The organism is Bradyrhizobium sp. WSM1743, assembly GCF_000473065.1.
Classification (GTDB): Bacteria; Pseudomonadota; Alphaproteobacteria; order Rhizobiales; family Xanthobacteraceae; genus Bradyrhizobium.
Window position 1 is genome coordinate 203,558 of record NZ_KI421494.1, and the last position, 15,139, is coordinate 218,696.

Genomic DNA, 15,139 nt, shown 5'->3' on the forward strand with positions numbered 1-15,139 from the left:
CCAGCGCAGGCTGATGCAGCCGGCACAACGCCAATAAAGGATCAGGAGGAAAACATGACTGTCTCGAAACCCGGACGCATCAGCCGTCGTTCGTTGTTGCTGGCGGCCAGTTCGGTACCTCTCTGCGGGATTCTGACCCGCCCGGTATCTGCCGCAGAATTCGTCTACAAGCTCGCAACGGGACAGGATGCAACCCATCCGGTGAACATCCGGGCGCAAGAGGCGATCGACCGCATCCGCGAAGCGACCAGCGGCCGGCTGGAGATCAGGCTGTTCCCGGCCAACCAGCTCGGTTCCGACACCGAACTACTGACCCAGGTTCGCAGCGGTGGCGTCGAGTTCTTCAATCAATCGTCCTCGATCCTCGCCACCCTGGTGCCGAACGCGGGTATCGTGAACACGGGCTTCGCATTCACCGACTACGATAGCGTATGGAAGGCGATGGACGGCGACCTCGGCACCTACATCCGGGCGCAGATTGCCAAGACGCCGATCATGGCGGTCTCGAAGGCCTGGGACAACGGCTTTCGCCAGGTCACCTCGTCCGGCCGCGAGATCCGCACCCCGGATGATCTGAAGAATTTCCAGATCCGCGTCCCGCCCGCGCCGCTGCTGACCTCGCTCTTCAAGGCGCTCGGCGCCGGGCCGACGCCGATCAACTTCAACGAGGTCTATTCCGCGCTGCAGACCAAGGTCGTCGATGGCCAGGAGAACCCGCTCCCCATCATCGCGACCGCCCGTCTCTATGAAGTGCAGAGCACGTGCAGCCTGACGGGGCACGTCTGGGACGGCTACTGGATCCTCGGCAACAAGCGCGCCTTCGAGCGCCTGCCGAAGGACGTCCAGGAGATCGTGACGCGCGAGCTCGACCGCTCCGCCCTCGATCAGCGCGCCGACATCGCGAAGCTCAGCCAGTCACTTCGCGCCGATCTCTCGGCGAAGGGCCTCAAGTTCATCGACGTCGATCGCGCCGCCTTCCGTCAGGCCTTGTCCAAAACCAGCTTCTACGCCGACTGGAAAGCCAAGTTTGGCGAGGAGGCATGGTCGCAGCTCGAAAAAGCCGCGGGCCAGTTATCATGACCAGCGTGAGCCATCCGCCCCACGTCGATGTCGGCATGGCGGCCAGCGCCCAGCAGGCGGGCCGGCGCAGTTGGGTGACAACGGCGAACACGGTGCTTGGTCATGTCGTGGCGGTCCCAGCAGCACTGCTCGTGCTGGCGGAGATTGCGGTGCTGTCTGCCGGCATCGTGAGTCGATACGTGTTCCGCTCGCCGATCATCTGGTCCGACGAGCTTGCCGGCATCCTCTTCCTCTGGCTCGCTATGTTCGGCTCCGTGATCGCGTTCCAGCGCGGCGAACACATGCGGATGACGGCTATCGTCGGCGTTCTCGGCGCGGAGCTTCGCGCGTTTCTGGATGTCATCGCGGCCGCAGCATCGCTGGCATTTCTTGCGCTCGTTGTCTGGCCGGCCTATGAGTTTGCGGTCGACGAGGCCTTTGTCACGACGCCGGCGCTCGAGATCGTCAACAGCTGGCGGGCGGCGGCGTTGCCGATCGGCATCGGCTTGATGCTGGCCGCAGCGGTCCTCCGGCTGATCCGGATCGCGAGCCTGCGCAGCCTGCTCGCGTCCTTGGCGATCGTCGCGGGCGTCATTGCGACCTTCGTTCTGCTGGCGCCGGTCTTGAAGACGCTCGGCAATCTGAATCTTCTGATTTTCTTCGTTATCCTGGTTGGCGCCATGGTCTTCGCGGCCGTGCCGATCGCGTTCGCGTTCGGCCTCGCCACGGTCGGCTATCTCGCCCTGACAACCAGCACGCCCGACGTGGTGATGATCGGACGAATGGATGAGGGCATGAGCCACCTGATCCTGCTTGCGGTGCCTCTCTTCGTCTTTCTCGGCCTCCTGATCGAGATGACGGGCATGGCGCGCGCCATGGTCAGCTTCCTGGCGAGCCTCCTGGGCCACGTGCGCGGCGGATTGCACTACGTGCTGGTCGGAGCAATGTATCTGGTCTCTGGCATCTCCGGCTCCAAGGCAGCGGACATGGCTGCGGTGGCTCCTGTCCTGTTTCCCGAGATGCGGCAGCGCGGGGCCAAACCGGGAGACCTCGTTGCGCTTCTCGCGGCGACCGGCGCCCAGACCGAGACGATCCCGCCCTCGCTGGTCCTGATCACGATCGGCTCGGTGACCGGCGTGTCGATCTCGGCATTGTTCACCGGCGGGTTGCTTCCGGGCGTGGTGCTCGCGGTCATGCTCGCTGCCGTAGTCTGGTGGCGATACCGCCGCGAAGACCTGTCTCACGTCAACCGGGCTACCGGCCGGCAAATCGGGCGGGCCTTTGTGATCGCGATACCTGCTATCGCGCTGCCGTTCGTGATCCGCACGGCGGTCGTCGAGGGCGTTGCGACGGCAACGGAGGTCTCGACGATCGGCATCCTGTACTCGGTCTGCGCGGGTCTGTTCATCTACCAGCAGTTCGACTGGCGTCGCATCTATCCGATGCTGGTCGAGACTGCCTCTCTATCGGGGGCGATTCTGCTCATCATCGGCGCGGCGACAGGCATGGCCTGGGCGCTGACCCAGTCGGGATTTTCGGCCTCTCTGGCCAAATTCATGACCAGCCTTCCCGGTGGGGTCCCCGTCTTCCTAGCCGTAACGATCGTGACCTTTGTGATCCTTGGCAGCGTGCTGGAGGGAATCCCGGCCATCGTCCTGTTCGGTCCGTTGCTGTTCCCGATCGCACGGCAGGTCGGGGTGCACGATGTCCACTACGCGATGGTCGTCGTCCTCGCCATGGGAATCGGCCTGTTCGCTCCGCCGTTCGGCGTCGGCTACTACGCGGCCTGCGCCATCAGCCGCATCAATCCGGACGACGGCATGAAGCCGATCGTGGGCTATATGGTCGCGCTCCTGATCGGCACGCTGATCGTTGCCGCCGTGCCCTGGCTATCGATCGGCTTCCTTTGATATGGGCGAGGCGCCCTCGCCGGAAACGTCGCGAGGGCATCTCGTCAGGCGAATTTCGGCAGATGCAGCGGCAAGCCATCGCAGGCCATGTCAATCTCCTCGACCTGGCCCTTGCCGATCTCGCTGACCCGTAGCTTCCTGCCTTCGAGCGCAAACGCACAATTCGTCGGCTGCGGTCCGTCCAGCACCAGACGATCGGCGACCTTGCCTCGGCAGTCGAGCACAGTGACGTTCTTCTGGTTGTAAACCCGCGCAGTAGAGCCGACCGTCCGTTCCGAAAGCCATCCCGTCCGGCCCTTTGAAATCCGTATTCGAATCCGGCTGCAGCACGTTGCCGAAGACGACGCGTTTCGGCGCTGCCTCGCCAAGCACGTCATATCGATAGATCTCGCCGGTGAAGGACGCGTTGGCGTAGAGGTGGTTGTCGGGACCGAAGGCAATGCCGTTGGTGAAGCGGACCCTGCGATCCAGCACGCGGAGCACCTTCATGGCTGCCGGATCGATCTCATACAGACGGCCGTCCCAGTCCAGGTCCATATAACCGTCGAAAGGCCAGGCCGTTGATGAAATCCTCGGCGGCCATCCCGGAGTCGGTCATATACAGCAGTCCGTTCGGACCGAAGCAGAGGTCGTTCGGAAACAGAACCGGTCCGCGTCTTCGCCCTGCATGCGTCGGACCTCGTTTCCGCTTTCGTCGATGCAAATCAGCGCCCGGAGGCCGGCTTCCGCGATCCAGATCCGTCCGTGGCCGTCGGTCGTCAGTCGCCCGCCCGTCGTGCGGATGACGCGGCGATTGCCGCGAGGATCGAGCCGCGTGACGCAAAGGGTCGACGCGGACATTTCTGTGACATACATCGACCCGTCGGGCAGGCACACCGGACCCTCCGGCGCGCCAATTCCGGTTGCAAACAGCCTCGACGCCATTCATCCCTCCCGTTCTCGAATGTTGCTCCCGTTATGCGATGACCAGGCCGCTGGCCGGATCGATCAGCACCACGCGATTGAGGTCGATGGCGAGGTCGATCCGCTCGCCATGGCTGCTGACGTCATGGGCCTGCAGCTCGGCAACCGCATCCACGCCGCCGATCTTGATCATGGTGAAGGCTCGGGTCCCTGTCGGCTGAATGAGATCGACGACGGCCGAATAAGAAACCACCCCTTTGCGGAAAGGTCCTCCGCCGGCCCGACTGAAGTGCTGGGGCCGAATGCCTACGAGAATCTTTCGCCCTCGCGCCGGCCAGTGACATGACCTTTCCGCTCGGAAGCTTCAGTTCACCGCCGGACTGAAACACAACGGCTGCGGCGGGACCGTTGTCTTGAGGGGCGCCGGGATGAGATTGATCGAGGGAGAGCCGAGGAAGCCTGCCACGAACCCCGTACGGGGGCTGCTCGAACAGATCGAGAGGAGCCCCCTGCACCGACATTGCCGCGCGATTGACGTCATTTCACAAAGGTCGACTGATACAGCTCCTTCACGCCTTCGACGTTCACGACCTCGGCGATGGGCCGAGAGACGTGGCAGCGAAGGTGCTCGACTCCGAACACGCACAGCGCTGACCGGTCGAGTGGAAGGATTCGCGTGCATGGGACGGACCCGCATTGGCTTGTTGCTCCAAGTTCGTCGTGCTGCCCGGGCTGCTATGTACTGCCGTACGCGAACGTTGTCCTCGCGAGCCTGTTATGAATGTGCACTATCTCATAAATCCGTTACCGATGTTTGCGTTCGACGCAGCCGCAGATCAGCCGCGCGCAATTTCTCCACTCGCATGTTCGCAGGGCTAACTGTGGGAAAGCTGATCAAGCGCCGAGCCAAGCCGCATTGCCCTCATATCTAGGACAGCCTGCCGGTCCTCGCTTTGGGCGTGGAGGCCCACTATTTACAAGACGATTGGGTTTCCTGCGTATTGTGGTCTGACGTCCAATTCGGCCCCTGACCGGGATGTAGTCATGGCACTGGGGAACGACCGACGAGAACGGTGAGCAAACCGCCGCCCCACAGGCGCGCCGCTGCTCTCTTGGCATCCTCCAACGTTACCGCATCGACGACGGAGTCGTATTTTTCGAGATAGTCGATCGGCAGCTTATCAAGCTGATGCTGCAACAGCGTTCGCGCAAGCTTCGATGTTGTGTTGAGAGCTAGCATCTGCGAGCCCTTCAGGTAAGACTTTGCATCATCGAGTTCCTGCTGGGTCGGTCCTTTCTCGGCAAGGTGGCGGACCTGCCTCTCGATCTCTTCGACTGTCCTGCCGGCGCGGTCAGCCCGCGTGCCGCTATCGCCGACGAACACGGCTGAATGATCCATCCAGACCAGCCGCTCGCTGACGAAATAGGCCAACCCGCGCTTCTCGCGGACTTCGCGGAAGAGCCGCGAGGTCAAACCGCCGCCGCCAAGGATGTGGTTGACGACATAGGCTGCCATGAAATCCGGTTCGGTGCGCCGGACGCCGGGACCGCCGAATGTCACAAACGTCTGAGGTACATCGAGCGGAATGAAGATGCGCTGCGGCGGTTTTGCTGCGACCACGCTCGCAACCGGCGTCGAATTCGAGTTGGCCGGCAGGCCCCCAAAAGTCATGTCGAGCAATTTGCAGAGGACCTCTGGATCGATGTCGCCGACGACCGCGATCTTGAGTGTGTCTTTTGCGATTACGCTTCGGAGATAGTTCTTGAGATCGGCTACATCAATCTTGGGCACGCTCTCGAGGGTGCCTTCGGCCTGCCGAGCATAAGGATGATCCTTGAAGGCCACCTCGAAGAATTTACGATTTGCGAGCGACTCCGGATTGGTCGATTCATGTCGAAGGTTCGCAAGCACGCCGGCACGAATTCGTTCGACATCGGCCGGGTCGAAACGTGGTGAGGTTAGCGCCATCCGTAAGAGGTCAAAGGCGTCCTCCTTGCAGTCCTTCAGCGTGTGCAAACTACCGCGGAAGTAGTCGCGATGCGATGCAAAGCTCAACTCAATGGCGCGGCCATCGAGCCGCTCATGAAACGTCTTGGCGTCAAGATCGCCGGCGCCTTCGTCGAGCAGGCTAGCCACCATGTGTCCAACACCGGGTTTCTCGGTGGGATCCTGCGTCGCGCCGCCGCCGAAGGCATATTCTACGGCGATCAGTGGGACAGTCGCATCCTGCACTAACGTTGCCTTTATACCGCAAGGCGAGACCAGGCGTTTGATCTTGGTCGCGGCAAGCGTGCTGGTGGCAGCAAGCAAACTTGGTGATGCGAGGATTGCGATTGAACCCGACGCCCCGGCGAGGAGGACGTCACGTCGTGTGCAAGACTGGGTCATTATCGCCTCTCCGCGTGTCTTTGGGTGGGTTCCTTGACGAGATAGCCTGTCACCGAGCGCTTTTTGTCGAGCCATTTGCGCGCGGCCGCGAGCACTTGCGCGGCACTGACTTCGCGGATGCTGTCCGGCCAGCCTCGGATCTCGTCGATGGTCAGTCCTGTCGTGAGCCGGCGGCCGTACCAGGCCGCAAGCTTTGCTTGGTCGTCCTGGGCATAGATTGCTTGAGCGACCAGCCGCGTCTTGGCCAGCTCGATATCTTCTGTGCGCGCAGGATGCTGCGCAATACCGCCAATCACGCCGTCGATGGCGTATTCAATCTGCCCGAACTCGATGCCGGGTTCTGGTGTAACAGAAATTGTGAGTAGCGACGAATCAAGGGCGGTGGGCTCGTACCTCGCCGAGGCACTACTCGCGAGCTTCTTGTCGATCACCAGCGCGCGATAGAGATATGAGTTGATGCCGCCGCCCATCAATTGCGCGAGCACGTCGAGCACCGGACTCTCGCCTGCGACCGCAGTGCGCGCCGACGGCACCAGATAGTAGCGGTGCAGCACTGGCTGCTCAACGCGGGGATCGGCCAGTGTCACCGTGCGTTCCGCGGCCGGAGGCGGCTCCTGAGGTCGCAAGCGTTCCGCCGGGATCCGTGGTTGCGAGGGAATGCCGCCAAAACTCGTCTCCACCAGCGGGCGGAGCGCGCCCGCCTCTACGTCACCGGCGATGATTAGGATAGCGTTGTTCGGTGCATAGAACCGCTTGTAGAACCCGAGCGCGTCTTCACGGCCAAGCTTTTCGATCTCCTGCCGCCAACCGATGATGAGCCGACCGTAGGGGTGGTTGAGGTAAAGTGCCGCCAACATCTGCTCGATGAGCCGCGCACCTGGATTGTTGGCGACGCCCATATTTAATTCTTCGAGCACGACGTCGCGCTCGGATAGCACGTCCTCATCTTTAAGAACAAGATTGGTCATGCGATCAGCTTCAAATTCCAGCATCTTGCCGAGCTGATCGCGCGGAACATACTGAAAATAGCTTGTATAGTCGGTGCCGGTGAAAGCGTTTTGGTAGCCGCCGACGCGCTGCACGGCCTGGGTAAATTCACCCGGCGGATGTTTGGATGTGCCCTTGAACATCAGATGTTCGAGGAAATGCGCCAGCCCCGATCTTCCGGGTGGCTCGTCCGCGGAGCCGACCTTATACCAGATCATCTGAGTTACGACGGGCGTCCGATGATCCGGTATCACCACAACCTCGAGCCCATTATGAAGCGAAAAGATGGCTGGTCGATCCCACCTGGCCTGAGCAAGAACGCCGCCCTCGTGAGAACCGTATTGGTTAGGAGTAGTGCTATCCCTCGTTCTCTCTTCGACTGGTGTCGTCCGTGTCATCGGGAAGGCACGTGCGGCGATCTCCTTCGTGTTGGCGGTGACCGAACTCCGATCGCTCATGGTAACGCCTTTCCTTCCATACATATGCATCGACTGTGGCGGAGCAGAACAAGGCTTGGCAGCCGCTCACCGTCCGAATTGCAATGAAGCAAAGGCTGGGCCATTTGCCATGGGATGCGCAAGGGCGTGCGCCACCTGGATATAAAGCAGAACCAACGCCTATCCTGTCGAAAGGCCGCTGTCGCCATGTCGTGAACACGACATGGCAGGGAGCCTTACAAGTTGGCGAGATTGTACAGCGACAACTTACTCACATAGATTGGGCTGAGACTTGATAGGCGGCTCCACTTGTTGGAGTTTGCTATTAGACGTTTTGCTGCTGTGGCTTTTCCATATTGTGAAGCTACTACTCTGACGGTTGGTTCGCACGGAAACGGTAGAGCCAACGAGCGCCAGCTCGTTCCGGCATTCAACCGTTATGGGCGCCCGCTGAAAGCGGCGACGACGCTCTCAAGGATCTCCCTCTGGCTTGGCCATTCAATCGCTTACTTCCGTCATTAGTGTCAGCATCCATCAACGACCAAGAACGTCTGATTCAATTAGGGTCCAAGGTCGTGGCCCCAGTGATGGTGTAGCTCGCAAACAGCGCTGTAGCGGGCGGGCGGCTTTGCGGTGGTCATCGATGATTCGTCGGTAGGGTCGGGTTGCTAACCCCAACCTGATTCGAGGAGCCGCCGATGACCGACGAGATGATGAACTCTTCCAAGCTAGCGCGCCGATTCGCTTCCCGACGCGGGAGCCGGTTGGATGATTGATCCGACTCAGCTTCTTGGTCATCCAGGGACGACTATTCTAAGTGGACCCAACCGGCTCATATCATGCGGCAAAGTCGGGGGCCGACTTCCTCGAAGCCGTTGCGCAGATAGAAGTCGAGGGTACGCTTCCATTTCGGCTGCCACGGTGCTCCGACCTCCAACCGCTTCCATCCTCGCACGCGTCCTTCGGACAGAGCGACCGCGATCAGATGAGGCGCAATGCCCTGCGATCTCATGTCGGGGCGAACATAGAGCTCCGAGATTTCTCCGAACTTGCCGCCCGCGTAGATCGCAGTGCATTCGTTTAGAAGCATGACGCCAGCCGGCTCGTTGTCTCCGCAGGCGATCACCGCGACGACGCTGACATCCGCAAGAACTGCCGTCGCGCTTCGCGTGACGATTTCGATCCCGGGGGCCATCCGGCCCAAGAGCTCGACTTGGAGAGCATGAACGAAGCGGGCGACGGTTCCGGCATCTGTGACTTCAGCGCGGCGTGTGGATATGACCGGCATCTTTCTTTCCTGTCTGCTCCGCATCGGAATGGAATCACTCTGCGCCACGAGCGTCAGCGTGACATTTGTCATCTGCTAGACAGAGACAAGCCTAGCTGAGAATCCCGAACACCTCGAACCACAGCCGATTGGAGCACTTTTCAATTAGCTGATCTCTGCTGCGGGTCTTGGTTGAGTGAAAACGCCTGATGACCCGCGATTTCGGCTGTCAATCAGCGTCCACAACTGAATTTCGATCCAACCGATCGCTTTCACGTCGCAGGGTACACGAAGTAAAGCTCGCCTCTCCAAGATAGGATCATGATCATCGCGAACCTCATTTGTCGAAACGGTCCTTCAAGCGGCTGCTGATCTTGAGCCGACAATCCGATGAGACGATCACGTGTTCCAAGTCAAAAAGCCGATGGATGTCGGTACGTAGAAGGAACCGTTCAGAGGTGTATGCGCTCCACCGCATTTTGACTCTCGGGAACCGAGCTCATTGGCCCGTGACCGCAGTCTATCGATATTGGCCATCTCCTTCCTCGATGCTGAATCCTTTACCAGTCACAATGTTTGGAGGCCAGCTCTCTGGAATGGTAGCCATGAATCCCCGGCCAGAAGGACCGCTGGGGTAGGATTCGACAGCCGATAACAGGATCCTCTCGGTCGTCGACAGCGATGGGATCGAGACTATAACTCCCTAGGAGGGTGGCGCAACAAGTGGCGAGAGTCGCAACATCGCCAAGGCAGTCGGGGCGCGGTCGGGCGAGATCGACCGTACGGTCACCGCCTTTGAGCACGACGATCTCCGGCGATCGCTGGCGCTGTGACGAAGACTCATCTTGGCGAATCCAAGTCGATCTCAATCTCGCCCGGACGCTGTTTGATTGAGTCCCGCGAAGAAAACTGGAGAAGGCAAGCGCCATGGGCGGGCTGGCGGGCGGGATCATCACCCGCGGGAGGCCAGTCGTCGACACCGGTGTCGCGCCCGCCGACCAGGAGGGACTTGCTCGCCTCCACCTCCGGCGATCCGCACCATTAGTTTGGCCGCAACCTCTCGCCCCTCGCTCCACAATCTCGAGGCATAGCCGAGCAGCAAGTACAGCACAAGCTCGCGGCTGATGCGCCCATGCATCAGCGAAACTGTCGCTACGTAGACCAGGGCGGCGGCAACGAAGCAGTATTCGGGCGCGATCGGCGCGAGCTCGCGGACTACGCGCCAGCCTCCAATGACGAGCGCCACGAGCGCGAGCCCGGCGAGCCAGCCGAACTCGAGCGCCGCCCGCAGGAAGACGTTATGCACGCCGATGCTCTCGATGCAGCCCGTCGCCTCAAAGCCATCGAGGCTGATTCCAGACGGACCTGCCGCCAGAAAGAGACGCATAGCATCGGAAAGATCCGGCCGCGGATCGCAATCCGGATGTCGCGATCGACCGCATCGCAGGCGGTCGACCAGGCGCCGGCGGCTGCATAAAAGGCAAGGTCGACAAATACCCGCGTGGTCTGCGAGCGCAGCGCCAGCGCGCCGACGATCGCGAAGAGCGCCAGGGCGGTCACGGCCGCAATCACCTTGCGGCTCTGCACGCGCGGGCTGAGCACTGCGGGGACGAGCAGCGCCAGCGCCACAAAGCTAAACCGCACCATCGAGGCGGCGAAGATCGCAGGCGGCACCATAGCAAGAACGCCGAGCGCGATTACACCAGAGGCACGGGACGGGCTCGTCAGCCAAGCCAGCAGGTAGAAATCCATCAAACTCGCGAACTGCGGCCGGCGCGGGGTCGAATTGGCCAAACACCATTGACTTGCCATGCGGCGCCAACCATTGCTGGATTAAGGCAACCACGTCGCCAGCGCGCCGGCCGCCATCACCGCGGACTCGATCATCATCAGTCTCCGCCGGATCTCGCGCTCGCCGCAAAGGCGCCCCGCCAGGTAGCCGCTCAGCGTGATCACCAGAAGCGTCAGCTCCTTGAGGTCGACGCCAATCACCGGGTCGATTAACTGTCTGATGGCTCCGGGGCGGGTAAGATTTGGCTGCTTTTGCTGGAGCTTCAATCGTGTCCGCTTGTCGGCGTGTATGTCTGAATCCCGACACGAAGGCGCAGATGATCGGCCTGCGCGGCACAGTGCATTGATTTTTTCTTCCCCAAGCAAGTGTCGCACAGATACGTTTGCGGCATGCTGATTGCAGGGAGGCGAAGGACCGTTTCGGCAATAGTGGCCTCTCGGTCAACGACGCAGGAGAGATGAAAGTTCTCGATCGTCACAAATTGATACCAGACACTGGCCCCGGTAAGGCACCTCCCCAATTGAAGCTTTGTCCGTCGCGGGTCCCTCCGTCGTTCTTCACGACGACCGCAGATCATGTCGTTCACGCAAACTAAAAGCGAAGTGCCGGCACAGGATTTCTGATGAGCTCTACGCAAGCAATTCGTGAACGCCTGCGCGACGCCGGCGTGTCGTTTGCGGCAAACGACAATATCGCAGAATATCTGCTGCCTGGCGACATTGATGTGATCCAAGCCGAAGTCGAGCAGCACGTGCAGGCTGTGCTTGAAGCCCTGGTTATCGACACCAGCCGCGACCACAACACCAAAGCGACCGCAAAGCGCGTTGCCAGGATGTACGTGCGCGAGGTTTTTGCCGGCCGCTTTGAGCCCGCGCCCGAGATTACGGGCTTCCCGAACGCGAGCGGCCTGAACGAACTCTACACGTTGGGTCCCATTGCCGTGCGCTCGACGTGCTCGCATCACCTCGTACCCATGACCGGCCGCATGTGGGTTGGCGTGGTGCCCGGCGAAAAAGTGATCGGTATCAGCAAACTGGTGCGCGTTGCCAACTGGATCATGTCGCGCCCGCACATCCAGGAGGAGGCCGCTGTTATGTTGGCGGACGAGCTGGAACGCCGCATCCAGCCGAAGGGATTGGCCGTCATCGTTAGGGCGCAGCACCAATGCATGATCTGGCGGGGTGTTCGCGAGACTGACACCATCATGATAACCAACATCATGCGCGGTGCTTTCCGCGACGACAGGACATTGCGCAGCGAATTTATGGCACTGATCAAGGATCAACCGTGACCTACCTATCGACGAAGACATACGGTCATGAAATGGGACTATCCACTACATTTCGCCAGTGGCGCGCGCTGTCACACTGTCGTCTGCTGCACGGTTACTCGTTGTCATTTCGCTTCGAGTTCGAGGCCGACACTCTAGACGACAAGAATTGGGTCGTTGATTTTGGTGGCCTCAAAGAGCTGAAAGCGATCCTCGAACACACGTTTGACCATAAGACCGTCGTAGCTGCGGACGATCCAGAGCTTGAATGGTTCCACGAAGCGGCGCGGCGTGGCGTCGCGGATATCGTTGTGCTACCTGCTGTCGGCTGCGAAAAGTTTGCCGAGCACGTCTACGGCATCGCGAGCAAGTGGCTGCTGACAGAGCGACTTGCTCCGCGTTGCCGGCTTGCATCTGTCGAAGTCAAAGAGCACGGTGCGAACAGCGCGATCTATCGGGGAACGAGCCGTGCTGCCGGTCAACGAGATCTATGAAAGTATCCAGGGCGAAACCTGCAAGAGCGGGACGCCGTCCGTGTTCTTGCGGCTACAGGCTGGCCCAGTTGGTTGCCCCGGGGTGTGACAGCAAGCGCACATGGATCGCAGATCCAGCACGCCAAGTGCCGATAGCCGAGATCACCGCCAAGATCGAGGACGCCAACACCTGGGGCTATGATGTCGCCGGAGGAAATGCTCGCCGTGCAGGGGTTTAGGGCTCGGCATGTCATGATCACGGGCGGCAAGCCCGCAGGATACGACCTTTAGCCATTGATGACGCTACTTATCAAGTCTGGTTCTGGCACTGAGCCGCTCCCCCACGCGGAAAGCGTCCTGAACAGGACCTCTCCTACTTTCAGCTATCGCTTCGGTGGCGACGCCGCTAATATTTCAATTTTTGGCACCTTTAGGATAAGGCTCTTTGCAAAATCGCGCCAGAAATCTCCCCTGTAGTGAGTCGTGACTATCCGAATATTCCTTTTGCAGGCGGCAGACAGGAGACTATCGAGCAGGGCGCAGCCGGTTTTCAGACTTTCTTGTTCTGCCGCTGGTTCGACAGCCTGGGCGAACAACAGGAGCCATTCCGCGCCGATGTGCAATGCAGCGGTAGCCATCAGTCGAGTAGAGGCACCTCACGTTTCGGATCTCGACAAGCCTCTCAATGAACGTTCCAGGGGCGACATCAAGGTGATCTGGATCATGGATTTCGGAAGCGGTCTGGCCGGGGTTGGCAAAGATCTCTTTAATATGAGCTGTCCCCAATTTCCTAAGAAGGCGAGTTGTCTTTAGGGCTGCGGCCGCTTTATCGACGCACAGCAAGCGTTGCTTTTTGTTCTTCACTGTCGCGCAGTCCGTTATTGGCATACTGGCCCGCCGTACATCGGCTGCCAATGCGGGCGAAGACGAAAAGAGGATGATTGCGGCGCTACAAAGGTACGAAGCATCTCTGCTTCTGAATTGGCTGCTGAGACTCATCCGGACTCATCTTTCCACAAAGAGAAGGCATGAAGGCTGCTCGAAACTCGGCAACGGCCCTCCGTGGGCGGTTCGCCCGGGGGCTGCGGCGCCGCGCAGCCTACGCGTTGCAGGCTTTCATCGCGCATCGGTTAGGTTAGCTATAAGACTTATGCGCTTGCAGACCAATTCACTGAAACTTGTAGGACGCCTCTAAGAAGGTACCCCATCGCTCCATGCTGTACTTCGCGAGTGCAGGGATCTGAATGAACGTGGCTCGGCCGCTGCAGCCGCTGCAGTTGAATATGAAATCGCTGTCGTTCTTGGTCCACATTGCCCAGTACCGAGCGCCGACGCCGATACTGATTCTGCCGACGAGGTACGACAGCGTTCCTCCCCCATCTTGCCTGCGCTGATCGTAGAAAGTTGTTTCAGGACGGACGAGATGGTTATCGCGACCGGTGAAGTCGGTCCAGGCAGGTAAGCAACATCTGCGCTCACGCGCCAGTCCTCAAACAGCATAGTCTCGGCTTTAAGCCCGATGCGCAGCGCATCCCAATTGGCATGTTGAGTGCCGATGATTTGCTGGGCCGGAACCGCCATGCCCCTATAGCGAGGCTGTGTGCACGGTCGAAGTAAGTACCACCGATAAATACGCGCGCATGCGATCGAATCCGACTTCTGGCCCGGGAGCGGATCGGCATTCAGTATTGGGGCAGCGCCTCGACGGTCGCTGGAATGTCGAGCGGGCATTGCGGAGAAAGTCCTCAGTCTCGCGGCCGCTTCGCGCTCCATTAGCCTAAGCCGGGATGAGCTCGAAGCCGGTCCTGGAGGGACCGCCGATTGGCGACGAGGTTGTCAAGGTGCAGCAACTCGTGCCCTGGCCGCTCTCCTTGGGCCAATCGTCGAACCAGCGCCCGCGTGCCGTCCACCACGAAGACGCCGCAATCATAGGTGTTCCGCTGCTGGACCATCCTGGGTGACTCCAGGCGGGCGCGCAGCCGTCGTGCGAGCTGCGCTGCCGCCTCGTGGTTATGTCCCCGGACAGAGTCGTAGTGATAGGCAATCGGCTCTCCTCGCGTGCGGCGATCAAGGAGCAGCAGCGACCAATGCGTGCCGAGGCGATTAGGATCCATCGCATCGTTCACCGGCAGGAACAGGAAGTCGGCGGTATCATTACCATTCGGATCGTACACGATACGCTGGAATGCACGGAGCATGTCGGGGTCGGCGCCGAAGCGCAGTTGATAGTGAGCTATTAGGGGGTCCACCAGCTGCGTCAGGGCGGCGAGTTCCGGACGGCTCCGCCGCAACTCCTCCGCCAGGAGCTCGTAATCCCTGTTGATATGCTTGTCGCCCAGCCATTCCTTGGCACCGAGCTCTAGTTTGCTGCGGCCGTAGGAGGAGGCTGTCGGATCCATAGCCCCGATTTGAGCATCGTCGGATCTGCGCGGGAAGGGCGCAGAACGAGCATCATCACGCAGCTCCTGCAGCGTGGGCGGATTTAGATCAATCACCTGCGGTCTGGGCGCATCCCGACCAACAAATGATACAGAACCAGCGTAGGTGTCTGAGCGAGCCCTGGCAGGATCGGCTGGCGCAAAGTGAGCATCGTCCCGCAACTCGGACGGCGTTGGCGCATTCAGATCAACAAATGGCTCAAGACCAGCGTAG

13 protein-coding genes and 1 pseudogene are annotated in these 15,139 nt (G+C 60.3%); 4 read left to right on the plus strand and 10 right to left on the minus strand.

Annotation, left to right across the window (positions count from 1 at the left end; all coding sequences use genetic code 11):
* Nucleotides 1-54: 54 nt before the first annotated feature.
* Nucleotides 55-1,080, plus strand: coding sequence for a TRAP transporter substrate-binding protein (locus YU9_RS0140250; RefSeq protein WP_027577704.1), 1,026 nt, complete (start codon nucleotides 55-57; stop codon nucleotides 1,078-1,080).
* Nucleotides 1,077-2,969, plus strand: a complete 1,893-nt coding sequence (locus YU9_RS0140255; RefSeq protein ID WP_027577705.1) for a TRAP transporter large permease subunit — start codon at nucleotides 1,077-1,079, stop codon at nucleotides 2,967-2,969. Before YU9_RS0140250 ends, YU9_RS0140255 begins: the two co-directional genes overlap by 4 nt.
* Nucleotides 2,970-3,013: 44 nt before the next feature.
* On the opposite strand, the gene YU9_RS50650 is transcribed toward YU9_RS0140255, so the two are convergent.
* The 9 genes and pseudogenes from YU9_RS50650 to YU9_RS0140300 form a co-directional block, all read right to left on the minus strand.
* Nucleotides 3,014-3,193, minus strand: coding sequence for a hypothetical protein (locus YU9_RS50650; protein ID WP_027577706.1), 180 nt, complete (start codon nucleotides 3,191-3,193; stop codon nucleotides 3,014-3,016).
* 70 nt (nucleotides 3,194-3,263) lie between these two features.
* A pseudogene (locus YU9_RS50655) lies at nucleotides 3,264-3,506 on the minus strand (SMP-30/gluconolactonase/LRE family protein); the annotation flags it as partial.
* A gap of 57 nt (nucleotides 3,507-3,563) precedes the next feature.
* Nucleotides 3,564-3,893 carry a hypothetical protein gene (locus tag YU9_RS50660; RefSeq protein ID WP_027577707.1) on the minus strand — a complete coding sequence of 110 codons (330 nt, stop codon included), beginning with the start codon at nucleotides 3,891-3,893 and terminating at the stop codon, nucleotides 3,564-3,566.
* Nucleotides 3,894-3,924: 31 nt separating this feature from the next.
* A complete protein-coding gene (locus YU9_RS50665) occupies nucleotides 3,925-4,065 on the minus strand; it encodes a hypothetical protein (RefSeq protein ID WP_245266772.1) in 141 nt (46 codons plus the stop codon).
* Nucleotides 4,066-4,914: 849 nt separating this feature from the next.
* Nucleotides 4,915-6,261 carry a pitrilysin family protein gene (locus YU9_RS44420; protein ID WP_051380695.1) on the minus strand — a complete coding sequence of 449 codons (1,347 nt, stop codon included), beginning with the start codon at nucleotides 6,259-6,261 and terminating at the stop codon, nucleotides 4,915-4,917.
* The gene (locus YU9_RS44425) at nucleotides 6,261-7,706 is read right to left on the minus strand and encodes a pitrilysin family protein (protein ID WP_245266773.1); all 1,446 of its coding nucleotides are present in this window, start codon (nucleotides 7,704-7,706) and stop codon (nucleotides 6,261-6,263) included. Before YU9_RS44425 ends, YU9_RS44420 begins: the two co-directional genes overlap by 1 nt.
* A gap of 811 nt (nucleotides 7,707-8,517) precedes the next feature.
* A complete protein-coding gene (locus tag YU9_RS0140290; RefSeq protein WP_027577708.1) occupies nucleotides 8,518-8,973 on the minus strand; it encodes a GNAT family N-acetyltransferase in 456 nt (151 codons plus the stop codon).
* A 1,194-nt stretch (nucleotides 8,974-10,167) separates the two neighbouring features.
* Nucleotides 10,168-10,704: a hypothetical protein gene (locus YU9_RS0140295; RefSeq protein WP_027577709.1), complete on the minus strand. Its 537-nt coding sequence runs from the start codon at nucleotides 10,702-10,704 to the stop codon at nucleotides 10,168-10,170.
* Between the two features lie 81 nt (nucleotides 10,705-10,785).
* On the minus strand, nucleotides 10,786-11,010 hold the full coding sequence (locus YU9_RS0140300; RefSeq protein WP_027577710.1) for a hypothetical protein: 225 nt from the start codon (nucleotides 11,008-11,010) through the stop codon (nucleotides 10,786-10,788).
* 356 nt (nucleotides 11,011-11,366) lie between these two features.
* On the opposite strand from YU9_RS0140300, the gene folE reads away from it, so the two are divergent.
* Nucleotides 11,367-12,035 (plus strand): GTP cyclohydrolase I, encoded by a 669-nt coding sequence (folE, locus tag YU9_RS44430; RefSeq protein ID WP_084299251.1) that lies wholly within the window; start codon nucleotides 11,367-11,369, stop codon nucleotides 12,033-12,035.
* Entirely contained in the window at nucleotides 12,032-12,508 is a 477-nt protein-coding gene (locus YU9_RS44435; protein WP_036019553.1) for a 6-carboxytetrahydropterin synthase, read from the plus strand. The genes folE and YU9_RS44435 overlap by 4 nt, the downstream gene beginning before the upstream one ends.
* Before the next feature lie 1,751 nt (nucleotides 12,509-14,259).
* Here the strand turns inward: YU9_RS44435 and YU9_RS0140330 are convergent.
* On the minus strand, nucleotides 14,260-15,139 hold an 880-nt coding region (locus tag YU9_RS0140330; protein WP_027577712.1), incomplete at its 5' end, for a Ulp1 family isopeptidase.